Source organism: Bacillus sp. RO1 (genome assembly GCF_012524115.1).
GTDB lineage: Bacteria > Bacillota > Bacilli > Bacillales > Bacillaceae_I > Sutcliffiella_A.
The window spans coordinates 1-23,826 of record NZ_JAAZWB010000048.1; the positions used below are offsets into that span (position 1 = coordinate 1).

Consider the following 23,826-nt stretch of genomic DNA (forward strand, 5'->3'; position numbering starts at 1 on the left):
GTTTAAGAAATTATCAAATAATGGAATGCTCGATTCATTGAGATGAAGACCTCAGTGACGAGAAAAAAGGAGGAAAGGTGTCTTCATCGCCGTTATGAAGACCTCAGTGGCGATAAAAAAGGAGGAGAGGTGTCCTCATCACTGCTATGAAGACCTCAGTGGCGATAAAAAAGGGGGAATGGTGTCTTCATCCCTGTTATGAAGACCTCAGTGACGAGAAAAAAGGAGGAGAGGAGTCCTCATCCCTGTTATGAAGACCTCAGTGACGAGAAAAAAGGAGGAGAGGAGTCCTCATCCCTGTTATGAAGACCTCAGTGACGAGAAAAAAGGAGGAGAGGTGTCCTCATCGCCGTTATGAAGACCTCAGTGACGATAAAAAAGGAGGAAAGGTGTCCTCATCGATGTTATGAAGACCTCAGTGACGAGAAAAAAGGAGGAAAGGTGTCTTCATCGATGTTATGAAGACCTCAGTGACGAGAAAAAAGGAGGAAAGGTGTCCTCATCGCGGTTATGAAGACCTCAGTGACGAGAAAAAAGGAGGAAAGGTGTCCTCATCACCGTTATGAAGACCTCAGTGACGAGAAAAAAGGAGGAGAGGTGTCCTCATCACCGTTATGAAGACCTCAGTGACGAGAAAAAAGGAGGAGAGGTGTCCTCATCCCTGTTATGAAGACCTCAGTGACGAGAAAAAAGGAGGAGAGGTGTCTTCATTGCCGTTATGAAGACCTCAGTGACGAGAAAACTTCATTGAAATGTCATAGATGAAGCGTAAAGGTAAGATCCGGCCATGGCCACTATTTCAATGCTATACGAAAAGCGAGAAACGTCCCAAGAGAGATTAAAATCTTCCTTTGGACGTGATTTTAGGTCGCGCTAGCGATTTTGTTCTTGAGGAATTTCCATTCTTATAGGAATAAATGAATTTTTTTTCGTTCAAATACTTTACTATGTTAATAGGACACCGCATTAAGATGTGAGTGATCTAACAATCTAGTAGAGGAGGACTACTTACATACTCTCAATAATCTCTAATTCTAGTAATCAATCGTTGTCGTAGCTCCAGTTTGATTGGAACAAGTCATTCACAAATCTATTGTGGTCGGGAGAGATGGGAAGATGGTAAAAGTGTATCAGAAGATGTTGGCTTTCAGTTTTACTTTGATGCTTGGTATGGTATTGTCCTTGGTTACGGCAGAAGAGGCTTCGGCATATAACTGGACAAGAACTTTAAGTGAAGGTTCCAGTGGTTCGGATGTAAGGGAGTTGCAGATTCGTGTAGCGGGCTGGGCAGCGGACTCACCTCAACAAACAGTTGTAAGTGTAGATGGACAATTTGGGGCAGGAACAAGAGCTGCGGTCATCCGTTTTCAGCGTGCATATGGGTTGACGGCGGACGGTGTAGTTGGACCGCAGACGCAAGCCAAGTTAAATGAGTTGGAATCAACAAATGGAACGAAACACTTCAGTTACAGTGAATTTTATTCTAAAGACGGAAGCGGGTTTAACGGAGGAAATGTTTCAGCTGCGACCGTACAAGAAAATGTGCGTCGAATGATGTACAAGCTTGAGGCAATTCGAGTGAAAATTGGAAACCGTCCAATGAATGTTAACTCCGGCTTTAGAAGCATCTCTCACAACCGCAATGTAGGAGGAGCATCAAATAGCCAGCATACGTATGGGATTGCGGCAGACATCAGCGTATCTGGAGTGAGTACTACTACTGTTCAAAATGCAGCAAAAAGCTCCGGATTTAGCGGGATCTACAGCGAAGGCAGCTTTACACATATGGATAGCCGAGTGGAATATCCATATGGTACACAATCTTGGTGGTGGGAATAAGTAAAAAAAGGGGGCTTATCATTTCGATAAGCCCCCTTTTATCACCCTTTTATAGTAGGTTGGTAGAATTCTGAAACAACCAATTGATCCTCCACTAGTATATAGGGATGAGTTTCTAATAATATATTTCTGAGATAATCCGGCATTTTAGCTCCTTCATAAGCACACACCAAAGGGAAATCAAGCTGATGGACGGCATTATCCACGATACGCTCAAGGTCTTCTACAATATGCAAAGGACCGTCCATTGTTGCCCACTCTACATGTGCCCATGAGCGGAACGGAAGCTTTTTATCTACTAAATGCTGAACAGTGTTTACAAAGTAATCATAGATGGCCGGGGGATGGTAACTTCCACTAGAAAAATAGAAATCAAAATTGTTCACCCATAGAACTAACTTCATTTGCTCTTCTGATAAACAATTGCTCAGCTTCTGTTTTAGCATTGGATAAATCCGTTGGTTCTCAATGATAATAACATAATCTCCCGCTGATACCCCTGATTGAACAAAATCTACTAGCTTCTCCAAGTATTCTTCCCGTCCTTTGTAGGAATAAAGAACATGAATATTCCTTTGCTCTTTAAACATATCGTTCATTCTGCTTTTCAAGTGATCACCCCTTTATTTCTTTTTTCTTATCTACTTACTATACTACTAGAAATCATGGGTAAAAGCGATGGGCGGAGGAAAGATAAATCTAATGGCAAATTGCAGGAAAAATAAACCACTATATGGAATTTATATAGGTTGGATTTTTTTGAATTAGAGAAACTGTGAATATATGTAAATATAAATATAAGAGGAGTTGTTGTAGAGATGCCATTTATAGTGCTTGTATTGCTACTGTCCATTGGGTTGGGAGTGTTTCTAAGCCGGAAGTATCACAATAAGGCGTTGATTATCTGGGGACTTATTACGATGCTGTCCATTGCGCCATTTTTCAGCTGGATTGTGTCGATGATTGTTGCAGTAAATGCAGGAGATGGATTCGCCGGAGTGGCAGTTATGTGGTTAATGTTTCCGGTATTGTTTTTGATAGGAGTTGGGATGGTAGGTGCTGGAGTGTATAAGAGGGTGACGGAGGAAAACCTTTAATGGAAGATTAGGTCATTTTATTGAGAAAAATGTTAGGGGGAGGAATGAAAGATTGAAACCAAAATCACGTTGGTTAGTTTTTATTTCAATGATAATTTTCACGATATTATTAATCTCAGAAGGTCTCCAACTATGGTCATACGGTTCAGATGTTGATGGTAGTGGTATTGGAGTGTACTTTCTAGGATTGGAAATTAACGATAGAGTATTAGAAGCAAACATTCCAACTTATGCGATGGGGTTCTTTATTGCAGGATTGTGCACATTGCTAATAAGCATAATTAATTTGACAAGATTACTATCAAAGTCAACTTCACGTACGGCAGTTTAATAACCGGGGGCATCTCATTTATGAAAAAGAATCTTATCATACTAATCTCTCTTATTGCTGTCGTTCTATTGCTTCACTCCACTCCCCAAACTGCATTAAGAACCTACGTCTTCTTCAGTGGCTATCCGATAATCGCTTTCACAACGGATATAGTAGATGATGAGTATCATAATCGAGTGGACAAAGAGAAATTTAAAGAATTAAACGGGAAAGCATACACGTTGACCAAACCACCTATCGAAAAAGCAACACAGGGAGAATTGAGAAATTACCTTGTAAGGAAATTCGGTATTTTTCATTATGTAGAGTTTTATGGAGAAGCGTGAGGAAATTTGGATGTTGGTTTTATCATACTTGGTTTTGAAACCTTTTTCTGAATAGTATGATATAGTAATATTTGTAAAGTGATACGAGGCATCGGAGCAGTTCCGGTGCTTTTCTTTTATGTATAAATAAATGAATGAATGAATGAATGAAGAGGGTGGTCACATGTCTTCGTGGAAGTACCCCATACTATTGATTGCTGGAATCGGCATATCTTATTTGGGGAATTGGATTTACCTAATCGCACTAAATATATCAATTTTAAATATGACAGGCTCTGCAGCGGCGGTTGCGGGATTATATATAATCAGGCCGATTGCGATTTTGTTAACCAATACGTGGGCTGGCAGTGTCATTGATAGGGTGAACAAAAGAAAGCTGATGATCTGGGTGGATGTTGCTCGTGGGGGATTGGTGTTCCTCATTCCATTCATTAATTCCCTTTGGACTATCTACTTTATTTTGTTAGTTATCAATATGGTCGGGGCATTTTTTGGCCCGAGTTCTTCTGTATACATAACGAAACTTATTCCAGTCAGCGAACGTAAAAGATTTAACTCGCTCATGAGCATGACAAGCTCTGGGGCGTTCCTTTTGGGCCCGGCCATTGCCGGATTCTTAATCATGTATGTGAGTACAGATATATGTATCATAATCAATGCTGTAACGTTTTTAGTATGTGCATGCTTCATCTTTTTGCTGCCGGATGTGGATGAAAAGATGGAAAGTGTGCGGGAACCCATCCGGTTTGCAACGCTTTTAAGAGATTGGATTGTAGTTAAGGATTTCTCCAAGAAAGCCAGTTTTTTCATAACCGTCTATCTCTTGTTTCAATCTGCTATGCTACTTGGATTTGCTTTGGATTCGCAAGAAGTGACTTTTATCAAACAAGCCCTGCAATTGTCCGACCGTGATTATGGACTAATTGTTAGTCTAACGGGACTCGGGGCCTTGGGCGGTGCGTTTATGTCGGCACTCGTCGTAAAAAAAGTACCATTGAAGGCTTATTTAGGAATTGGCATGTTTCTCACCTCGGTAGGATATGTAGCCTTCTATGCATCGTATAACTTTTTGACCGCTACCTCTGCTTTTGTTTTCCTCGGCTTCTTTATGGCATTTGCCAATGCAGGGTATGCGACATTTTTCCAGAACACGGTCCCTGTTGACATCATGGGGAGATTCGCGAGTTTAACAGAAATGTTCCAAGGTATCGTGCAAATAGCACTGACCTTGCTCCTGGGCTTTGCAGCTGAGGTGTTCACTTTACAACTTGTTTGTCTGATATTTTCAGGTGTTTCTACCATTTGTGCATTATTTTTGTTAATTACCATATTTAGACCGTCGAAAGCTAGCTATTTTAGAGAAGAGGTTTCAGTTTAACTAAGGGGGATATATGTTGACTAATCTGTATTTCGTTAGGCATGCCCATTCAATTTACACACCTGATGAATGGAAGCGGCCCTTATCAGAAAAAGGTTATAAAGATGCTAAGAGAATACTAGCTTTGATCCAACCTGACAATATTGATGCGGTAGTTTCCAGTCCTTATAAAAGAGCTGTTCAAACAGTGGAAGGCGTGGCGAAACACTATAATCTGGGGATTGAGATTTTTGAGGACATGAAAGAACGCAAGTTGACAGCTAAGCCTGCCGAAGATTTCACAGCAGCCATCACAAAAGTTTGGGAGGAACCAAACTTCGCATGGGAAGGCGGCGAATCCAATTTGGAGGCACAGGCTAGGGGCGTGAAGGTCATCCATCACCTATTGGAAAAGTACGAACGAAAGAACGTGGCCATCGGAACGCACGGAAACATCATGGTTTTAATCATGAACTATTTTGACAAGCAGTACGATTTTTCATTTTGGAATAGCTTAGATATGCCGGATATCTACAAGTTAACGTTCGATGGGAATGTGTTAATTGGAGTGAAGCAGTTGTGGGAGAGGTGACATGGTTAAAAAGAAACTACTGATTATAGTTATCTTGTGTGTAGGACTTTTAAGTTATTTTTATCTGTATGATCGTAAAGCTCCCGGCGTTGATGAAGTGTTTTTACTTCCAGAAGGGTTTCAAGGCTGTATCTATATTTTTCACAACCAACCGGGCGAAGAAGAGCTAAAAATAGTAGATAATCAAGTGGTATATGAGGTACCTGAAAATGGGAGGATTGTGACATCGTCCCCTCAAAATTTCTTAGTTAACTTAGGGTGGCATAAAATTTATGTTAAATATACCAATGAAGAAGGGGCAGCAAGCCAAGAAATGAAGGATGTGACAGCACTTTATAGGGGTGGAACTTCTACCATAAACATTGATAAGACAACAGAAAAAAGTTGGTACCTGTTCGATACAAGCACAGAGACTTGTCAATAAATCGAGGAAGGTGTGGGGGGTATATGTTATTACATACAGAGATTTTGGGTGACGGAGACCCAATCGTTTTTATACATACAGGGTTGCAGACAGGGATGACGGATTTTGAAGAACAAAGGGAATATTTTCGGTCACTATTTAAAGTAATTTTGCCAGACTTGAGGGGGCACGGAAAGTCCTCGTCAAGTGAGCTTTCTAACTATTATGAGGATAGTGCCGCAGATTTAAAAGATACGCTGAATCACTTAGGTGTGGAATCTGCCCATGTTGTTGGCTGTTCCATCGGTGCATTGGTGGGTCTATTTTTGGCAAAAAGGTTTCCTAAGAAAGTGAAGACTTTAACACTTTCTGGGATGATGACGGAGAAACCTCCTAATTGGTCGGAAATACATAAGAATATGGTGGAACAGCAATCTAAGCTTTTGGAAAATGAACAAGTTGGAGCCTACTTTGATCAGCTTCATGGTGAAGGTTGGAGGGAGTTTATCCATTTGGCTAAGCAAGAAGATTCCTATCCATTTGAAGAAACCGGCGATTTGGATGAGCTGAAAATGCCAACATTGCTCATGGTCGGAGAGGAAAACGAGGATGAAGCGAAGGGAGCCGTCAATGTCCCAAGGTTAAATAAGAAAATACACGTATCAGTCATACCGTTTGCCGGACATCTGGTTCATTCCGACCAGCCAGAGGTCTATAACCGGATTTTAAACGGATTTTTGGGAAAATATAGTCTGGTTGGTGTAAATAATAAGTGAAAATAGCCTTTAAGCGAAAGGAGACTACCTCAACCTGATGAGGCAGCAGGGGCCAGGGGAATATATCAAGAAATCTGGGAATATATCAATAATTTTCAAGATATATCAATAAAACTCAGGATATATCAAGAAAATCAGCGATATATCAAGAATTCTAAGGATATATCAATAATTCAACCAAGAGGGTGTGAAAAATCAGTGAAAACTACAGGAACCGGGTCCCTGCCAATTCAACTAAGAGCCCTTCTAATTGAAGATTTCCATGTGGTGGAAAAGTGGAGCCAAGATAAAGCGTTCTGCCGTGCGAATGGCTGGGAGATTGGTAGAGACGCGGATGAGCTTACTTCATGGTGGCACAATTGTGTGCATAACCAATCCCGTGACTTTGTAAGAGTCGGAATTAAATATGAATCAAGGTTAATTGGCTATGCAGACTTGGCAAACATCAATGGTATTAGCGCCGAAATTGGCATCGCCATAGGAGAAACCAAGGTATGGGGACATGGAGTAGGTACAGAAGCTTTGAAGCAATTAATGATTTATGCAACCGAAAAGTATGGCACTCACCTTTTTGAAGCAGAAACACACGAAGCCAACACGCGCTCTAGAAGAATGTTAGAGAAACTAGGATTCACCGAGATTAGTAGAATAGGCTCTGAAGAATACATGGGGGTAGAAAGTCAGTTGATCCAGTACAGATATAACAAGGGGGAATAAAGAATGGTACAAACTGAAAGAGTTACGCCAAAGCACGTCATTTCGGCAGCGACAGTTGTTTTGAATGAAAAGAATGAAGTTCTTTTAATAAAAGGTCCACGCCGTGGATGGGAGATGCCCGGTGGACAGGTGGAAGAGGGAGAATCACTGAAGGATGCTGCCATCAGGGAAACGAAGGAAGAGTCGGGAATTGATGTGGAAATTGTGAGATTCTGTGGAGTTTTCCAAAATGTCAGTGGATCCATATGTAACACACTTTTCTTGGCCAGAGCGGTTGGTGGGTCACCTTCTATCTCACCAGAGAGTTTGGAAGTTGGTTTCTTTCCTATAGAGCAAGCATTGAAAATGGTGACTTACATGAATTTTAGAGAGCGGATTGAATATTGTTTAAAGGAAGAAATGATTCCGTTTTATATAGAGTTTAATTAATGGAGTGAACAATATGAAACCAATTCATTTGGAAGAAATACCATCTGTTATACAAGAATATGTAAGGAATATCCATTCCATCACCTTTCCCCGCCAAGGGTATACATCTGATGTTGGAATCATTCAAAGTGAAAACGGCCAGTATGCTTTAAAAAGAACAAAAGAACCACAATTCAACACGTGGCTAAAGAAAGAGATAATAGTATTAAAAAGCTTGAACCAGAAAACCTCATTGCCTGTTCCAAAAGTGGAAAAGTTTATTGAAGTAGCGGGACAATCTTGGGCGTTACTTGAGTATCTGGAAGGGGAAACGCTAAGGGCTGCGTTAACCAAAACCCATAGTAAAGTAGAGAGGGAAGCGTTGTTAATAAACTTTGGAAAAGTCGTGTCTGATATCCATGCTACCCCGTGTCCTGAAGGCTTAAAAAACGAGAAGACTTGGTTGGATGATATGCTTGATCAAGCAGCATACAATCTTCACAACTACGAGGTGGATGGTTCGGAAGACTTGTTGGAACAAATCAAGGAAAACCGACCTAATAAAATGAAGCAAACCCTTATCCATGGCGACTTAACGGTTGATAATATTTTAGTACATAATGGAGTGGTCACAGGAATCATTGACTGGAGCGGCGGAGCATATGGCGATCCGAGGTACGATGTTTCTTTAGCTATTCGGCCAAAACCACACATATTTGAGTGGGAATCGGATAAGTTATGTTTTCTTGAAGGGTATGGATGCAGCAACATTTTGACTAAAGGGGAATATGACTATTTCATCAACCTTTATGAGTACTTTTAGAGGAGGGAGTGTGTAATGAACTTAGGGGAGCCAATTGCTTCTGGCAACACTGCCAATATTTATCTTATTGAAAATAAAATCATCAAAATTTTTAAGGATCACTTACCAGACTCCGAACCTGAGTATGAAGCTTGTAAACAAAGGGTTGCCTTTGAAAGTGGTCTAAGGGTTCCTAAAATACTCGAAGTCACAAAAGTAAACGGAAAACAGGCAATCATCATGGAATATGTGGAAGGGAAAACGCTAGGTGAACTCGTGAAAGAGAACATGGATCAAGTAGAGTCTTTTCTGGATATGTCGGTTGATATACAGATGGAGATTCATACGGTTCTAGCTGAATCGTTGGAACCTATGCGTATCAAACTTCAGCGTCAAATAGAAGCAGTTGAAGGATTGGATAAGCATGTAAAAATGTCATTGCTAAAGAAACTGGAGTCGATGACCGTAGAAAATAAGCTCTGCCACGGGGACTTCCACCTTTATAACTTGATAAAATCAGGTGATGAGGTTTTCATCATTGATTGGGTGGATGCAAGTGCAGGTGATCCACGGGCAGATGTATGCCGTACATATATACTTTATACCCAGGTTTCAAGGGATATTGCAGAATTGTATTTGAAATTTTATTGCGAGAAAAGTGGTTGGAGTCGAAAAGAAGTATTGGAATGGGCGCCGATCATCGCTGCAGCAAGGCTTTCTGAAAATGTCGCTACAGAAGATTCGGATAGATTAATGAAATACATTTTAATGGAGGAATAGAATGATGAATCAATGCCCTTTTTTACAAAAGAATCGATAGAGAGTTTTCCGAGGATATGATGTTGGTATGTGAGCGGTTCGAGTTGGTGGATGTTAAAAGATAAACAAAAGAGGTGGTTATATGGACGTCAAATATTACTGCAACGGTGAGTTGATCTATGAAACTCACACATCTGATTTAAGTGGACTAATGATGGCAATTGAAAAATCAAACAGCATACATTTTGAGAATGACACATATTCGTTCGAGGCTTTCTTCTTAAATCATTATGAACAAGATGGGATGTGGTATGAGGAGTTGGTGGTTTATTTGATGAAAGGTTAGCTAAAAATACACAAAAGTTACATTGTCTTGATGCAGAAAGGTGGTGGTTTCAAAAAAGTGGGGAAATTAAAAAATGCCTAGAGAAACCTCTGCATACGAAGAACTACTAAATAAAATACATTTTCAATCTGAGGGAGGAAAGAAATATTTATGAAAAAGGTATACGAAACAGAGCGGTTACTTTTAAGGGTACTAGAATCAGGAGACACGGAACAACTAAAACGTATTTGGGGAGATGAAGAAGTAATGGGCCTCTGCGCAGGTGCCACCCCTCACGACATGCTTCCTAGAGTAGTAGAATACTATGCAAAGTGCCATGAAGAAAAAGGATTATCTGTTTATGCGGTTGTAGAAAAAGTTTCAGGAAATGTCATTGGAACAGCAGGCTTTAATGTAAAAGATTCTCTCGAGAAAGTGGAATTGATTTATCATTTTGCAAAATCTTACTGGGGAAGTGGTTATGCTTCTGAAGCCGCTTCGGCATGTGTAGATGTGGCGAAGTCTAATAATTCTGCCAGTTGCTTATTTGCTTCTGCCGATCCAACAAACAAAAACTCACTGAAAATATTGGAGAAGATTGGTTTTGAATTCAAAGGGCTTAAATGGTTTGACGATACCAATCAAGAAGAACCATACTACGAAATGGTGATAAAAGATAAAAATTCCCATATAATGAACGAAAATTAAGATAGCAAATATACGTGTGACAGTGTAAAATTATCTCAAATCAATTCGATTTAATTTATGTTAACAAGGGGAAATGCACGCAAATAGAATACAGTTGACTATCGTTGCACAGGTACAGGTTATTTTTTCAGAATATTAATAACACTATAAAAGAGGTTGATGTTAGTTGGCGATGGATACAAAAGATTTAACTGTTAAGGAACAGACTATTTTCCCTCATGTTGGCAATAAGATAAAAACAGAAGATAGAGAGATAGCGATAATCGCACGAATGGAAGAGCCGCTTGTCGTTGTGCTTGCAAATGTACTTAGCGAAGAGGAATGTGATGCGCTGATTCAATTGTCTAAGGATAAGATGAAACGTTCGAAAGTTGCTAATGGCATGGAAGTGGATGCTATTAGGACAAGCAGCAGTACTTTCTTCCAAGAAGGCGAAAATGAGCTAGTGGCTAGGATTGAAAAAAGAGTTTCGCAAATTATGAATGTCCCTGTGGAACATGGAGAAGGCTTGCAAATCCTAAACTATCAAGTAGGACAGGAATACAAGGCACATTTTGATTTCTTCAAGTCTTCAAACAAGCCGGTAAGCAATCCACGAATCAGCACACTTGTCATGTACTTGAATGATGTGGAAGAAGGCGGAGAAACGTATTTTCCTAAACTAAAATTATCTGTTTCCCCACAAAAGGGAATGGCAGTTTATTTCGAATATTTTTATGATGAACAAGAACTGAATGAGTTGACCTTACATGGAGGCTCTCCTGTTGTGGTTGGGGATAAATGGGCGGCAACGCAGTGGATGAGAAGGAAGAAATACTAGAGTTAATAACGCTAATCTCTTGGGAGGTTAGCGTTATTTGCATTAATGGGTGGATTGGAGGGGAAAAGTGGTTTCCTTGAAGTTTTATTTTCCATTACACGAGTTTTATTTTCCGAATCACACACTTTATTTTCCGTTACGGAAATATACGAGCCAAATCTAGTAATTTATTTTCCGTTTCAAAGATTTACGAGCAGTTTGACAAACGCTCCAAAAATTCGATACCCCACTCTCGTAACTTATTCCCCATCCTATACGTCATATACATAAATAGAAAAGGACTGATACTATAGTGGATTACATAACTCACCTAAGATCGATGGTAGGCAATGAAAAAGTAATAATGGTGGTTGCGGGAGCCTTGGTTTTAGATGAACAAGGTAAACTGCTCTTACAGCAACGTTCAGATAATGCACAATGGGGGCTGCCAGGAGGATTCATGGAGCTTGGAGAAAATATAAGTGATACTGCACGAAGAGAAGTCCAAGAGGAAACCGGTCTCCACTTAGAACAACTCGAGCTTTTTGGAATCTATTCAGGGCCAGAGCACGATAAGACATTCGCTAACGGAGACCAGGTCTCCCTAGTTCAAGTGCTTTTTACTTGTAAGCGATATAGCGGACAACTGGTCACCAGTAATAGTGAGTCACTTAAAAATGATTTTTTCGATCTTCATAGTTTGCCAGAAAATATCTTTACTGAGCATCGAGTTATCATTAATGACCTTCTGACGAAAAAGAGCCTCCCGATTGTTAAATGAAGATAAAGGGATGAAAAGGAATGCCTATATCAGATTACTATCGTATGTTACGTGAAAAAGTAGGGACAGATCTTCTGCTTCTTCCGAGTGTTGCCGCAGTCATCAGAAACGATAGGTCGGAGATTTTGTTTCAATATCCTAGGAACAGTGATTACTGGAGTCTGCCAGCTGGTGCCATTGAGCCTGGAGAGTCGCCAGCAGAAGCGGTAGTCAGAGAAGTCCAGGAAGAGACAGGGCTTAAGGTAGAGCCAATCAATATAATTGGTGTTTTAGGAGGAAAAGAATTTAGACACACCTATGCAAATGGTGACCAAGTAGAATATCAAGTAATAGTATATGAATGCAAAAAAATCAGTGGTACGTTGGAAGCGGTGGATGGAGAGTCGGAGATATTAAAGTATTTTAAAGAAGACAATATACCAAAGCTTATGATGCCTTATCCGAAATGGGTATTTCATAATAATAACAAGAATGTAGGTGAATGTGTTGAAGATAGTTAGTTTTATCTTTATTTTTGCTTTGCTCCTTATGGCTTGCTCTGTAGAAAAAACTGCAGATGTCAAACAAACTATTGATCAAATTACCATCCATCAAATGGAGAATTTTTCACAAGTGAAAGACCACTCGGAAAAGGTCCTTACAAATCAAGAACACATTAAAACGATACAAAATACTTTTTCTAGTGCAAAAAAAGAACCTGGTGTGGTGGAAATGGCAGAGCCTCACTATAAAGTGATGTTAAAAGGTGAGACTTTTTTTCTTTGGATTCATGAATCTTCAGGAACCATCATGAATACAAAGGATACTCATGTAATTTACTCATTGTCTGAAGAGGCGGCCACAGAAGTATTTTTGTTATTGGAGAATGTATACGGAGGAGATAAAGTTGGGGAGTAAATTTTACATAGCATCAAGCTTGAGCAATATAGAAAAGGTACGAGAAGTGAGTAAACGTCTTAAAGATAAAGGCTTTATCCATACCTATGATTGGACTAAAAATGGGCGCGCCTCCACTTTGGAAGACCTAAAAGAAATCGGCGAGAAGGAACTTAGTGCCGTGTTAGAGGCGGATTTTCTTATTGTCTTACTGCCTGGGGGAAAAGGCAGTCATATTGAATTTGGGATTGCCCTTGGTCAAGGGAAGAAAATATTTTTGTTTTCAGAGAATGATGATATAGAAAACATTGAAACAACCAGCACTTTTTATCATCTAGACAATGTTGAGAAGATTATTGGAACCGTGGAAGAACTTGTGACGAGAATCTATATGTAAACCAATACGATCGAGGACTGGGCAGGCAAAAAGTATAACCTTCCATCCTATTAATTTCCATAATTACGACACATCTCCCAACCAACCTACCACCTCTTATTTAGTAAAATAAGGATATAAAGATAAATCCTAACATGCGAAAAGAGGAGATGTGGTTGGAGGCTAAGCTGAATTCCAGTAAATTTTTAGTCTATTTTTTCGGTGGATACTTATTTTTAATTGTGGCGCTAATCTTATTCTCTTCATCTGCAGATATTTCCGGCGGAGGAAGCACAGAAGATATCGTACCATCCTTTGAAGAAGGAATGGAGCATGCGGAAAAAAAGAACGAAGAGAAAGCGAAAAAAGAGCCATTATGGGATGTACCAAATCACATTGCTGCAACACTCCTAATCATGGCATCCATACTTGATATTGTCATAATACTCCTTTGGGCGCGTAATGAGAACAGAAAGCGAGAGGCCGAGGAAGCTGGTATTATTCCAATGAAGAAAAGATGGACTGATAGCAAGTGGTTTTGGAATATCATAGCAATAGGTGTTGTACAACCGAAGAATGGTAGAATTGTTGTTAATTGGCGTAATTTAATTGCAGCAGGAATTCTGTTGACCGTATTGAAATTTGCTATCCTAGACCAATTGTAAAGTGGAGGAATACTCTATGAAAGTTACATGCATCGGTGACAGTTTAACAGAAGGTAAACCAGGAGTTTCCTACTTTAACATGTTAAAAAAGAAATACCCAGACATTAAATTCGTGAACCTTGGAAAAGGTGGGGAAACGGTCAAAAGTTTACATACAAGGATTACCAAAAATAAAATAGATCAAGATTTTGAACTTGCCTTCCTCTGGGTGGGAGTCAATGATATTTATTCGAAACTATTAAAAGTCCAGGCGCAACCGATTGCTAGAAATTCAGAAGAGTTTCGGCAGTACTATGAAAATGTACTAGAAACAGTCATGCAATTTACCAAAGAGGTTGTCGTCGTATCTCCTGCGTTGATTGGGGAAAATCTCAACTCTTCCAACAGAGGCTTGCTCAATCTTTCCATCATTTTGAAAGAAATATCAAAGGAGCATAAGAATGTATCGTTTATAGATTTACACCAAGCATTTACCAAACAGTTAGAAACCTTGCAGTCATCAGAATACCTCAGTACAGGTTTAGGTAGACTTGTGAAGGATGTATTTCTTTACAGAAGTCCAAAGCGTGTGGATAGATTGGCAGAAGAAAGAGGGTTGCACCTGACAATAGATGGTGTTCATTTGAATAGTAAGGGCGCGAATATTGTTGTGGAGGAATACGCGAAGGTAATAGACCAGATTCTCGCTAACAGATAACACTCTGGATGTGCTTTCTTCACATTTTCTGCAAAGTTTTTGGGTACATTACAAATATAGTGCCAAAGGGAGGTCATTTTGAATGGAAATAAGAAAGTTACTAGGAATACTAACAATGGCGGCGGCCATTACATTGTCCGGTTGTGCAGCAGGGGAAAATGATGAGGCGGCGCCTAATAATAATCAATCCAATACTGCAGAAGAAGATTCTCACGATGGAGGCCATGGCGATCATTCCGATATGGATATGTCAGGTTCAGGTGAGGTTCCGGAAGGCTTGAAGGAAAAGGAAAATCCAACTTTTGAAGTGGGTAGCACAGCTACTATTACACATGCACATATGCCTGGAATGGAAGGAGCGGAGGCGACGATTGTGGGAGCCTATGAGACAACTGTCTACACTATTTCCTATGACCCGACAGATGGAGGGGAACGAGTGGAGAATCATAAGTGGATCATCCATGAGGAAGTAAAAGATGCCCAAGATGAGCCGTATCAAATTGGAGATGAGGTAGAAGTGGAGGCTGACCATATGAAGGGCATGGAGGGTGCTACGGCAACCATAGACTCTGCTGAGCAAACAACGGTTTATATGGTGGACTTCACTCTCACCGACAGCGGGGAAGAAGTAATAAATCATAAATGGGTGACAGAAAGTGAGCTATCCAAAGAAGAATAGGGTAAAAAGCTTGGAGGTAGAAGTCGGTTTAACGACATTCCTCCAAGCTTTTTTTATCATTCCACCTATAGCCTACTCCCCAGATAGTCTCAAGGTGTTTGTCTACTTCAAATCCAGCGTTCCGCAGCTTGCTTCGAAGGTTACGGATATGCGAATCAATGGTGCGGTTCTCTGTTTCTGAATCGAATTCCCATAATGACATAATCAAGTGCTCTCGGGAAAATACTTTATCTTGGTTCAAAAGAAAAGTTTCAAGTAATGCGAATTCTTTTGGGGTAACGGAAATCTTTTCTCCGTTATATTCTACATGGAAAGAAGAAGTGTTAAGAATCAGCCCCTTGAAGCGCAAAGAATAAGTATGGGTATCTACCACTTTCGTCCGCCTCATCACAGCTTCTATTCTTGCAATCAGCTCTTCCTCGTTAAAAGGTTTTGAGACGTAGTCATCTGCTCCACTTTTAAGGCCCCGTACAATATCATCCTTATCATTTCTAGCTGTAAGCATGATGACGGGGACATTGCATATTCCTCTGATTTCTTTTAAGGTTTCCCAACCATCCATTTCAGGCATCATGATGTCCAGTAATACAATATCCGCTTCTTCCTTTTTCAAATATGTTAATGCATCCTTACCTGATTGAAATTGGATACACTTAAACTGATACGGAGTCAGGTATAGTGTTAACAAATCAAGCATTCTCTTTTCATCATCAATCAGTAGAATTTTTGTCATCTTCGCTTTCCTCCCATGCAATCGTTACGACAGTTCCAACATGTTGTTCACTGCTAATAGTCAGCTTTGCGCCGTGGGCTTCCACTAGCTCATTTACGATGCTCAATCCAAGTCCTACTCCACCTGTTAAACGAGAACGAGATTTATCAACTCGATAAAATCGCTCTAGAATGTGGGGGATGTCATCTTTTGGAATACCTATTCCTTCGTCTCGAATGATAAGAAAGCATTCTTTTTCATCCTTATTTAGCTGAATGGTAGTGGTGGAGCCTGCTGATGAATATTTCAGCGCATTGTCCAATACATTCAACACGATCTGTTCAAAGCGTCTGGGGTCTATTAGTACTTCAAAGGTTTGATAAGGTTCAAACATTAAATGTATTCCTGCGTTGTTGAAGGCAGGCCTTGCTTTTTCATAAATGGGCAGAATGAATTTTTTCATATCCATCCATTGCGTTTGAATGGAAAAAGCATTCTGGCCCCACTTTGCTAGTTCGAATAAATCTTCAAGCATATTTGATACCCGTGTAGATTCTTCATGGATAATATTCAGGTATTCCAATCTGGCTGATTCCTCAAGGTTTGATTTTCTACCTAAATCCGCATAACCCTTAATATAAGTTAACGGAGTCCGCAATTCGTGTGAAATGCTTGCGAGGAATTCCTTTCTCTCCGTCTGCAAATGATTTAAGTGATTGGACAAGGATTGGATGGCTTCGGCTAACTCCCCAAGCTCATCCTTTGTTTTTATTGGTAATTTTACCGAAAAGTCACCATCACTGATTTTTTGTGTAGCATCCTTCATACGGATTAACGGCTTGGTCAGTAATTTTATAAGAAAGATATTTGTTATTAATAAAAAAAGCATAATAATAACTACCGCTATAGCGAAGTGTTGATTTAATTGCTGAATGATTTTCTGAAGAGTGTCGGTACTTTTCAGCATATAAACGTACCCTGTTGAGCCGTCTTCTGATTGAAAAGGGGAGACAGTTGCAATGAATGCTTCGTGTTTCCAATCCCCCTGGACCACGCCTTCTCGAGTCGGTGAAGTTTCTTTCTTTATGTAAGGTGGCAGATTGTCCAATTGCACTGATGAGCCAATTATTGAGTTGTCCTCATCTATTATTATGACTTCCGTATCAGTATTGGACTCCATCAAAACAATATGCTGAAGCGTATCAGAGGTAGACGAAGTCAGCAAAACATCTCGATGGCTATTTCCCCTCGACAACAAAGAATTCAATTCCTCTTTTACTAGAGAATCAACCACATGACGGTGCAACACTATCATGGATACCGATTCAATAATTAATAGACATATAAAAAACCATAAACCAAGTTTAGTAGAGATTTTCATCACGGTTCTCCTGTATCTTAAAAAGTATGTATTTTCAGTTTACCAAGAAAATATAGAGAAAGTATGCAGTAAAATTGAAAAACGCGCCATCTATATGACGCGTTTAGAGATTCTATATTAGTGGCTAATCATTTCCCTACAAGCAGCAGCACAACGTCTGCACGCTTCCGCACATTTCTGGCAGTGGTCATGACTATGTTTGCTGCACTCATCCGCACATGCCTCGCATATTTCTGCACACAGGCTGCAAATCTGTTCCATAAATGGACTGTTGGATTGGATTGCTTTTGCTGCAAATCCACAAATATCCGAGCATTCTCTATCCAAGCGGATGCAGGCGGCCATCATATTCACATCTTCCTCATTCAGACAAGCATCAAAGCAGGTGTTGCATGCCTCCATACAAGCAAGACATTCCTCTAAACACTTTTGGTGCACTTCATTACTTAACATAAATTAATAGCTCCTTTCAAAAGTAGTTTCTGTATTAGTTTACCCGTTAACCTATGTATATAACTTAAAAGAGAAAACTCCTAAGAATCTGCAAGGTTTTGTCACAAAATATAAAAATGGATTGAATTTACATATAGTATTTGAAATAATCAGAAATATAAAACATATTAGGAGTGACGTTATTGAAAGTGAAAAAAATGAAAGAACCAGTTATCAAAAATCTGGACGATCTAAAATTAACAGGGTTTCGGGTATTATGCGCAGGGGAAGAGTATCCAGTTGAAATACCGAAAGCTTCACAGCTTCTAGAATCACGCCTATCTGAAATTAAAAACGTGAAGAATGGCAATGTTCAATTCGGGGCTTTCATAGTAGATATCCTTTCAGAAGAGGAAGATGGTTATTGGGTGGCGGTTGAAGTGGAAGAGTTTGAAGATACACCTGAGGGGATGTTCACGCTGACAGTTCCTGCACAAAGGTATGCATCAGCAAAGTATGCGGGACCGGCCACTGGCATTTTTAATGCGTATGATGAATTACATAGCTGGGCTGCTGAGCAAGGGTACCAAAGACTTAAAAACAAATGGCATGTGGAAATCTTTGAATCTTGGGAAGACCCTAATAACCTAGTAGTTGATTTATTAGATACCATTGAATAAAGGGGATGCTGAAATGACAGGGAGATTATGGAGAGTGGGAACGACGTATATTCCAGTTACAGATGTTAATGCTTCTGCTGAATGGTATATAAGTAAGTTGGGGGCGGATTTGAGTTATCAGGATCAGGACAAAGCTATAATCAATCTTGCAGACCAAAGTATGTTTCTTGTAAAAGCAGAGGAAGGGCAAACCTCGAATTTTACGGATGCAAACGGACAGATTCGTTTCTCTTTAACTTTTGAAGTAGATGGTTTAAGCGCGTTAGAAACCATGCATCAAGATTTTATAGAGAGAGGTATAAAGGTAGGCGAGATTGAAAACAGAGGGCATGCTGGAAGAAATTTTGTTTTTGAAGATCTAGATGGGAATAAGTTTGATGTGTGGAGCGAGTTGAGTGTGAAGTTTAAAGAAGAATATTTTAACCGACAATAACAATTCAAGACATTTTCTCTAACGGTCTAAACAGTATGGAGTAGATTATTTTTGTAAGTAATAAGGAAAGTCTGGTTTCCTGAAATGTATTTAGTAAAGAAGGGTCATTCCATAATGATTTAAGGGTATCTTCAAGAATGCGTTCTGCTTCCTCGGTTGAAGAGACTTGGCAACGAACAGTTTGGTAGAGAAATACCTCATATTGGTCATAAAATAATTCAAAAGCAGCTTGATCCTTGGCAGTGATAATGTCATATAGCTGTTGTTTATTAATTTTCATCATTAACTCCTAAAGTGTAACATAGTTCTTTTATACCACTTTTACTGTATGTGCAAACCAAGTAATGTGTTTGGATATACAAGTGAAACTTGTGCCTACAGCAATAGGTTAATAAAAGGGGATAGGGAAAGCCGTATGTCGCTTTTCCTTTACCAGTTCCCGATGCTCTAGCAGAACACGAACCCATTGAGGCGGTTTGTATTTAGAGTCTTCTTTATTCTTTCTGAATGGAGTAATATAAAGGTGCCACCCAAGCGCTTTTTCTAACTCAGAAAGGGGCTTGTGCTTAATCCACTATAAAACTTCGTTATCAAAATGAATAAAAAATAGCGCTTTACAAGATTAGCTAGGAGGAGAACGATGACAAATAATACTGCAAGCGAAAAAAGTCTATCACCAGAACAAGTGGAAGAATTAATATCGGTTTTAAAGAAGCGGTTTGAGAAAAACATGCATCGTCATGAAGGTCTTGTATGGGATATTGTTCAGGAAAAGCTGCAAAGTAATGCAGAAAAACTTTGGTCTCTACATGAAATGGAAAGAACCGAGGGAGAGCCAGATGTCATTGGGTATGACACAGAAAAAGATGAGTTCCTATTTTGCGATTGCTCTAAAGAGAGTCCAAAAGGCCGCAGAAGTGTGTGCTATGATCATGCAGCACTAGAGGCAAGAAAAAAGTTCAAACCTGAAAATAGTGCCTTGAATATGGCAACTGAAATGGGAATCGAAATGTTAACAGAAGAACAATATAGAGAAATACAAAAGCTTGGGGAATTCGATTTAAAAACATCCAGCTGGGTGCAAACACCGGATGAAATTAGAAAGCTTGGCGGTGCATTATTCTGCGATCGTCGTTTTAATCACGTTTTCATGTACCACAATGGAGCTGATTCTTATTATGGTGCGCGAGGGTTTCGTGGGATGCTAAGGGTATAAAAACCGATATGTTAAAAAGACGTGGAAGGTAGGATGCTTCTGCGTTTTTTTATATTTAATTGGAAACTTTTTTATCTATTAAACGTATATAGACAAGAGTGAAAGTACAGTTAAAGTAAGGAGGCATTACATATCGATTGAAAATAGTAGTCAGTAAGATATTAATAGTAGTAAGTATACCGTTACTCTTCGTACTCTGGTTTTATAATCATGAAGTAATTGATGGAGAATATTCTAAACTAACAATTAAAATGCCAGATGAAGGTGTGACTGTCATCGAGGAGAAAGAGCGTCTGGTAGAAATCATTAATGACATTAATAAAAGTCCACGAAATTTCGGTACAGAGACACCTTGGTACAACTATGAACTTGCAAGTCTCATCTTTGAAAATGAAAGTGGAGATAGCAAGGCGCTTCATTATATGATGGAGAACCAAAATATAAAAATAAGTTTTGGTGAGATTGATACAAATATAGTGTTTGAGGAAGAGGACTTTCGAGAGAGTGAAAAAGCTTCAGCAGCCGTAATGGAAAATGAAGACTAGGAAAAAAGTGATACTAAAACATGAAACCGTGGAAACATATAGCATCAATGGTCAAACCTTTGAAATTATTCCTTATCATCAACCTTATTTACAGATTTGAAAGACATGTTAGGGACTATCAAGACCCGAAGCATCGCTAGGAAAGCAAGAATGGTAACAGAAAGGGCGTCTCTAAGCCCGAAATGTTGCAAAGAAAGAAAATACGGTAAGAGAGAGGTCTCCTCTACGCCCGAAGTGTTGAAATGAAAGAGAAAACGGTCACAGAGAGGCTTCTCATGCCTTGAAAAGATCAAATGTATGTCAATATGGTAATAGATGGAGTGAATTATTATGGGCGATGTAATTTTTCAACTAGTAGTTTTTGGGCTTTTAATACTCGGTAGTCTCTCTTTCACACTATTCATCAGAAGACTGCTTATTAATGCATCTTATAAGAATCAAAGATTAAATAATATAGAACAAAAGCTAGACACTATCATAGAAAAATTGGAGAAAGTAAACCGGTCTAATTGAATCCCTATCAAATGATGGGTGCAAAGGAGAGAGCCACATTGAAAATAAGACAACTAACACCAACTGATGCGGAAAACTATAGAACCATTAGGCTTGAAGCACTGAAAAATAAACCGGAAGCATTCAGCTCCAGCTATGAAGATGAAGTTGAGTATTCTGTTGAAAAATATAGAGATAGATTTAACAATGACCACACATATACCTATGGTGCTTTTAACGAAGATAATTTGGTAGGAACAGTAACCTTACTCTGTGAAACGAAAAAGAAAATTAAGCATAGAGCTACTATAGTAGCCATGTATGTCAAACCTGATCAGCGAAATTTAGGTGTTGGTAAAGCACTCATGAATGTCGCAATAAACAAAGCAAAAGAATTAAAGGGAATTGAACAAATCTATCTCGCAGTGACAGCGAGCAATGAACCTGCAAAGCGCTTATATACATCCTTGGGTTTTGGTACATATGGAATAGATAGACACGGATTGAAGATAAATGATACCTTTTTTGAAGAGGAATTAATGGTGCTAATGTTAGCATAAATGTTTACATGGAACTTTTCTCACTAAGAGATGAGTTCCGTTTTTATTTTAAATCAAAAATAATTTATTGATAATCAATAAATTATTTGGTATCATACTGTTAATTAATGTAAAGTAAATGGGTGGAAAGGGGATGTGAAGTTGAAAAAAATATCATTTATCATCACAATTATGTTGTTAATTTTATCAGGATGTAACCAATACAGAAGTGCCGTTATCCCAGCTGAAGGGACTTTTCATTTGGCTCTTATTAATAACACCGATATTAATATTTACGGGTATGAGGTCAGCTATTCACAAGATGGAACACACAGAGGGGGAAGCGGAGGCGGTGTGTATGCTGATAATTCAAAGGTAAAGAAGGGGGATACGTTTACGTTCGACTTTAATCATGTTAATTTTCTCCAGGACAAAGAGGTTAGCTTTGTGATCACTGTATTTACTGGTAAACACCAAACGGAAAAAGTAACGTTAAGTTCTCCTGTTACCACCATGGTTTCAAAACTAGAAAGTATTTATTATGTAGAGATAACTGGAAACAGTCCTGAAAGTTTAAAGGTTAATTAGGTGTTGAATCAGTGATAGGGGATAAAAAAAACTACTTAATATATGTTGTATTAATTATGCTTTTCTTAACAGCGTGTAATTCACCAAATGAAATCACTGAATACATGAGAGAGGTAGATTCAACCAATCTATCAGGTGAAGCTGTTGACGGTATTGAATTAGGTATGAAGATCTCCAATGAAACATTTATAAAAAGTTATGGACGAGCAGAACAGGACCCAGATAACCATCAATATTCTGAGCAAGGCAGGCAATATGATCAGTACTGGCTTAAGGGACTTTGGCTCGGGATATATAGGGAAACGAAAGAGATTTTATCTTTAAGTATCATAGACAACAAGACATCTTATGTTGGAGACAGGATTGTGCTGGGTGATTCTATTGAGAAAGTAATTTCAGAATATGGTGAATTTTACTATACTTATCAGGATTTAGAGCAAAGTATCTATATCATAGGATATGTGGACCACTCCAACAATCTCCACCTATCGTTTACACATTCTAAGGGCAAAGTATCAGGTATTAATTTAAGTTATGCGTTTGATAAGTTGCTTTGGAATTGAAAATTGGAAAAAAATGTGGAACTAAATAAGTGTTCATTTCGTATAGGTATTGAATGTAAATGAGTGAGCATGTTGGCGGATTTAATGGCGGAAGTTAAAAATTGGGGGGATTGAAATGGCCAAACAGATAAAGTGGCTAGTAATCGGATCAATAGCAATTGGCTTAGTGTTCTCCGTTTATACGATAAACTTGTTTAAAGAAACTCGTGGATATGCACAATATCACTCTCAATCCTTGATGAATGATACTTCCCGGCTGATTGGAAGCTTCCAAAGGAAAGAAGAAGTCCTTCAGCAAATTCTCCAAACAAAAACTCTGACACAAGCTCAAGTAGACCTGATTCGTGAAGACACTTATATTCTAATAAACTATTATGAAGACTATAATCGTTTGGCTATGAATCTGGATCGATACGAAAATAAAGGGTACTCCATCGTAGAGGCGGCCTTTGTAACGGAATCAGTCTTCAACCGTAAAATAGGCGAAATACAAGGAACGGATCAAACGAAAATAAAGCTGGACAATAAGTTTCTTGAAAAAATAGAGTTTCTAGTCGCCTTCAATCAACGCTGCTTGAATACTTTGGGGAAACATGTAAGGGGATTCGTCATCCTAGATACTTCTATGGAAACGACGGATGAAAGGGAAGAACTAAGCAAAAACGGGATAAAAGAGGAATTTTGGGTGGAAATCTTGAAGCGTTTGGATAGAGAGGCTTTTGAAAAGCAAAGGGATTTAGAAATGTTGTTGTAATAGAATGAGGTATTATTAAAACGCTTGGGAATCAATTAGACCAAGCGTTTATTTTAATGAATAAAAGATCAATCATCATTTTGCAGTTTGAATCACGCCACTAGGCGACGAGCTTGAACTTATTCGTGAAGGGGAAGTTGGTAGCGATCTTGTACGAATTATTGACAGGAGAAGAGTT

The 23,826-nt window shown here is 39.1% G+C and carries 36 protein-coding genes; 31 read left to right on the forward strand and 5 right to left on the reverse strand.

From position 1 onward, the window contains the following. Positions 1-1,116 precede the first annotated feature (1,116 nt). Entirely contained in the window at positions 1,117-1,839 is a 723-nt protein-coding gene (locus tag HC179_RS05010) for a D-Ala-D-Ala carboxypeptidase family metallohydrolase (protein WP_168863334.1), read from the forward strand. A 41-nt stretch (positions 1,840-1,880) separates the two neighbouring features. Here HC179_RS05010 and HC179_RS05015 read toward each other — a convergent pair whose 3' ends face one another. After that, on the reverse strand, positions 1,881-2,450 hold the full coding sequence (locus HC179_RS05015; protein WP_168863335.1) for an MEDS domain-containing protein: 570 nt from the start codon (positions 2,448-2,450) through the stop codon (positions 1,881-1,883). A gap of 207 nt (positions 2,451-2,657) precedes the next feature. On the opposite strand from HC179_RS05015, the gene HC179_RS05020 reads away from it, so the two are divergent. The 21 genes from HC179_RS05020 (at position 2,658) to HC179_RS05120 (ending at position 15,313) form a co-directional block, all read left to right on the forward strand. Beyond that, entirely contained in the window at positions 2,658-2,936 is a 279-nt protein-coding gene (locus HC179_RS05020) for a hypothetical protein (protein ID WP_168863336.1), read from the forward strand. A gap of 88 nt (positions 2,937-3,024) precedes the next feature. Then, the gene (locus HC179_RS05025; RefSeq protein ID WP_240948472.1) at positions 3,025-3,267 is read left to right on the forward strand and encodes a hypothetical protein; all 243 of its coding nucleotides are present in this window, start codon (positions 3,025-3,027) and stop codon (positions 3,265-3,267) included. 20 nt (positions 3,268-3,287) lie between these two features. Next, complete coding sequence (locus HC179_RS05030) at positions 3,288-3,593, forward strand: hypothetical protein (protein ID WP_168863338.1); 306 nt, start codon at positions 3,288-3,290, stop codon at positions 3,591-3,593. Positions 3,594-3,756: 163 nt separating this feature from the next. After that, on the forward strand, positions 3,757-4,971 hold the full coding sequence (locus HC179_RS05035) for an MFS transporter (protein ID WP_168863339.1): 1,215 nt from the start codon (positions 3,757-3,759) through the stop codon (positions 4,969-4,971). 13 nt (positions 4,972-4,984) lie between these two features. Continuing rightward, positions 4,985-5,542, forward strand: coding sequence for a histidine phosphatase family protein (locus HC179_RS05040; protein WP_168863340.1), 558 nt, complete (start codon positions 4,985-4,987; stop codon positions 5,540-5,542). Position 5,543: 1 nt separating this feature from the next. Continuing rightward, positions 5,544-5,966 (forward strand): DUF6843 domain-containing protein, encoded by a 423-nt coding sequence (locus HC179_RS05045; protein WP_168863341.1) that lies wholly within the window; start codon positions 5,544-5,546, stop codon positions 5,964-5,966. Between the two features lie 23 nt (positions 5,967-5,989). Further along, positions 5,990-6,721, forward strand: coding sequence for an alpha/beta fold hydrolase (locus tag HC179_RS05050; protein WP_168863342.1), 732 nt, complete (start codon positions 5,990-5,992; stop codon positions 6,719-6,721). 198 nt (positions 6,722-6,919) lie between these two features. After that, complete coding sequence (locus HC179_RS05055) at positions 6,920-7,438, forward strand: GNAT family N-acetyltransferase (protein WP_346775118.1); 519 nt, start codon at positions 6,920-6,922, stop codon at positions 7,436-7,438. Positions 7,439-7,441: 3 nt separating this feature from the next. Continuing rightward, positions 7,442-7,867, forward strand: a complete 426-nt coding sequence (locus HC179_RS05060; protein WP_168863343.1) for an NUDIX hydrolase — start codon at positions 7,442-7,444, stop codon at positions 7,865-7,867. 13 nt (positions 7,868-7,880) lie between these two features. Continuing rightward, positions 7,881-8,669 carry a phosphotransferase family protein gene (locus tag HC179_RS05065; RefSeq protein ID WP_168863344.1) on the forward strand — a complete coding sequence of 263 codons (789 nt, stop codon included), beginning with the start codon at positions 7,881-7,883 and terminating at the stop codon, positions 8,667-8,669. A 15-nt stretch (positions 8,670-8,684) separates the two neighbouring features. Continuing rightward, positions 8,685-9,428, forward strand: coding sequence for a phosphotransferase family protein (locus HC179_RS05070; protein WP_168863345.1), 744 nt, complete (start codon positions 8,685-8,687; stop codon positions 9,426-9,428). 121 nt (positions 9,429-9,549) lie between these two features. Then, the gene (locus tag HC179_RS05075) at positions 9,550-9,753 is read left to right on the forward strand and encodes a hypothetical protein (RefSeq protein WP_168863346.1); all 204 of its coding nucleotides are present in this window, start codon (positions 9,550-9,552) and stop codon (positions 9,751-9,753) included. Positions 9,754-9,903: 150 nt separating this feature from the next. Continuing rightward, positions 9,904-10,440 (forward strand): GNAT family N-acetyltransferase, encoded by a 537-nt coding sequence (locus HC179_RS05080; RefSeq protein ID WP_168863347.1) that lies wholly within the window; start codon positions 9,904-9,906, stop codon positions 10,438-10,440. Between the two features lie 172 nt (positions 10,441-10,612). Beyond that, positions 10,613-11,260 carry a 2OG-Fe(II) oxygenase gene (locus tag HC179_RS05085; protein WP_168863408.1) on the forward strand — a complete coding sequence of 216 codons (648 nt, stop codon included), beginning with the start codon at positions 10,613-10,615 and terminating at the stop codon, positions 11,258-11,260. Positions 11,261-11,552: 292 nt separating this feature from the next. Further along, entirely contained in the window at positions 11,553-12,020 is a 468-nt protein-coding gene (locus HC179_RS05090; protein ID WP_168863348.1) for an NUDIX domain-containing protein, read from the forward strand. Between the two features lie 20 nt (positions 12,021-12,040). After that, positions 12,041-12,520: an NUDIX domain-containing protein gene (locus tag HC179_RS05095; RefSeq protein WP_168863349.1), complete on the forward strand. Its 480-nt coding sequence runs from the start codon at positions 12,041-12,043 to the stop codon at positions 12,518-12,520. Next, entirely contained in the window at positions 12,507-12,917 is a 411-nt protein-coding gene (locus HC179_RS05100; RefSeq protein WP_168863350.1) for a YhfM domain-containing protein, read from the forward strand. Before HC179_RS05095 ends, HC179_RS05100 begins: the two co-directional genes overlap by 14 nt. Next, entirely contained in the window at positions 12,907-13,293 is a 387-nt protein-coding gene (locus HC179_RS05105) for a nucleoside 2-deoxyribosyltransferase (RefSeq protein WP_240948473.1), read from the forward strand. Before HC179_RS05100 ends, HC179_RS05105 begins: the two co-directional genes overlap by 11 nt. 155 nt (positions 13,294-13,448) lie before the next feature. After that, positions 13,449-13,937: a hypothetical protein gene (locus tag HC179_RS05110; RefSeq protein ID WP_168863352.1), complete on the forward strand. Its 489-nt coding sequence runs from the start codon at positions 13,449-13,451 to the stop codon at positions 13,935-13,937. A 16-nt stretch (positions 13,938-13,953) separates the two neighbouring features. Further along, entirely contained in the window at positions 13,954-14,634 is a 681-nt protein-coding gene (locus HC179_RS05115; protein ID WP_168863353.1) for an SGNH/GDSL hydrolase family protein, read from the forward strand. 82 nt (positions 14,635-14,716) lie between these two features. Further along, the gene (locus HC179_RS05120; protein ID WP_168863354.1) at positions 14,717-15,313 is read left to right on the forward strand and encodes a YdhK family protein; all 597 of its coding nucleotides are present in this window, start codon (positions 14,717-14,719) and stop codon (positions 15,311-15,313) included. Between the two features lie 28 nt (positions 15,314-15,341). On the opposite strand, the gene HC179_RS05125 is transcribed toward HC179_RS05120, so the two are convergent. The 3 genes from HC179_RS05125 to HC179_RS05135 all read right to left on the reverse strand — a co-directional run bounded on the left by HC179_RS05125 (position 15,342) and on the right by HC179_RS05135 (position 17,859). Continuing rightward, on the reverse strand, positions 15,342-16,046 hold the full coding sequence (locus HC179_RS05125; RefSeq protein ID WP_168863355.1) for a response regulator transcription factor: 705 nt from the start codon (positions 16,044-16,046) through the stop codon (positions 15,342-15,344). Further along, a complete protein-coding gene (locus tag HC179_RS05130) occupies positions 16,024-17,406 on the reverse strand; it encodes a sensor histidine kinase (protein ID WP_168863356.1) in 1,383 nt (460 codons plus the stop codon). Before HC179_RS05130 ends, HC179_RS05125 begins: the two co-directional genes overlap by 23 nt. Before the next feature lie 117 nt (positions 17,407-17,523). Further along, positions 17,524-17,859 carry a four-helix bundle copper-binding protein gene (locus HC179_RS05135; protein ID WP_168863357.1) on the reverse strand — a complete coding sequence of 112 codons (336 nt, stop codon included), beginning with the start codon at positions 17,857-17,859 and terminating at the stop codon, positions 17,524-17,526. 188 nt (positions 17,860-18,047) lie between these two features. On the opposite strand from HC179_RS05135, the gene HC179_RS05140 reads away from it, so the two are divergent. Both HC179_RS05140 and HC179_RS05145 read left to right on the forward strand, forming a co-directional pair. Next, the gene (locus HC179_RS05140; protein WP_346775121.1) at positions 18,048-18,518 is read left to right on the forward strand and encodes a GyrI-like domain-containing protein; all 471 of its coding nucleotides are present in this window, start codon (positions 18,048-18,050) and stop codon (positions 18,516-18,518) included. 13 nt (positions 18,519-18,531) lie between these two features. Continuing rightward, complete coding sequence (locus tag HC179_RS05145) at positions 18,532-18,951, forward strand: VOC family protein (RefSeq protein WP_168863358.1); 420 nt, start codon at positions 18,532-18,534, stop codon at positions 18,949-18,951. 4 nt (positions 18,952-18,955) lie between these two features. On the opposite strand, the gene HC179_RS05150 is transcribed toward HC179_RS05145, so the two are convergent. Further along, a complete protein-coding gene (locus HC179_RS05150; protein ID WP_168863359.1) occupies positions 18,956-19,231 on the reverse strand; it encodes an RNA polymerase sigma factor in 276 nt (91 codons plus the stop codon). A gap of 360 nt (positions 19,232-19,591) precedes the next feature. Between HC179_RS05150 and HC179_RS05155 the strand changes: the two genes are divergently transcribed. The 7 genes from HC179_RS05155 to HC179_RS05185 all read left to right on the forward strand — a co-directional run bounded on the left by HC179_RS05155 (position 19,592) and on the right by HC179_RS05185 (position 23,648). Continuing rightward, positions 19,592-20,167, forward strand: a complete 576-nt coding sequence (locus HC179_RS05155; RefSeq protein WP_168863360.1) for a DUF4256 domain-containing protein — start codon at positions 19,592-19,594, stop codon at positions 20,165-20,167. A gap of 137 nt (positions 20,168-20,304) precedes the next feature. Next, entirely contained in the window at positions 20,305-20,712 is a 408-nt protein-coding gene (locus HC179_RS05160) for a hypothetical protein (RefSeq protein WP_168863361.1), read from the forward strand. Positions 20,713-21,042: 330 nt separating this feature from the next. Further along, positions 21,043-21,225 carry a DUF4083 domain-containing protein gene (locus tag HC179_RS05165; RefSeq protein WP_168863362.1) on the forward strand — a complete coding sequence of 61 codons (183 nt, stop codon included), beginning with the start codon at positions 21,043-21,045 and terminating at the stop codon, positions 21,223-21,225. Between the two features lie 38 nt (positions 21,226-21,263). Continuing rightward, complete coding sequence (locus HC179_RS05170) at positions 21,264-21,764, forward strand: GNAT family N-acetyltransferase (protein WP_168863363.1); 501 nt, start codon at positions 21,264-21,266, stop codon at positions 21,762-21,764. A gap of 141 nt (positions 21,765-21,905) precedes the next feature. Then, positions 21,906-22,331: a hypothetical protein gene (locus HC179_RS05175; protein WP_168863364.1), complete on the forward strand. Its 426-nt coding sequence runs from the start codon at positions 21,906-21,908 to the stop codon at positions 22,329-22,331. Between the two features lie 11 nt (positions 22,332-22,342). Continuing rightward, on the forward strand, positions 22,343-22,894 hold the full coding sequence (locus HC179_RS05180; protein ID WP_168863365.1) for a hypothetical protein: 552 nt from the start codon (positions 22,343-22,345) through the stop codon (positions 22,892-22,894). Between the two features lie 115 nt (positions 22,895-23,009). Next, positions 23,010-23,648 carry a hypothetical protein gene (locus HC179_RS05185; RefSeq protein WP_168863366.1) on the forward strand — a complete coding sequence of 213 codons (639 nt, stop codon included), beginning with the start codon at positions 23,010-23,012 and terminating at the stop codon, positions 23,646-23,648. The last annotated feature ends 178 nt before the right edge of the window (positions 23,649-23,826 follow it).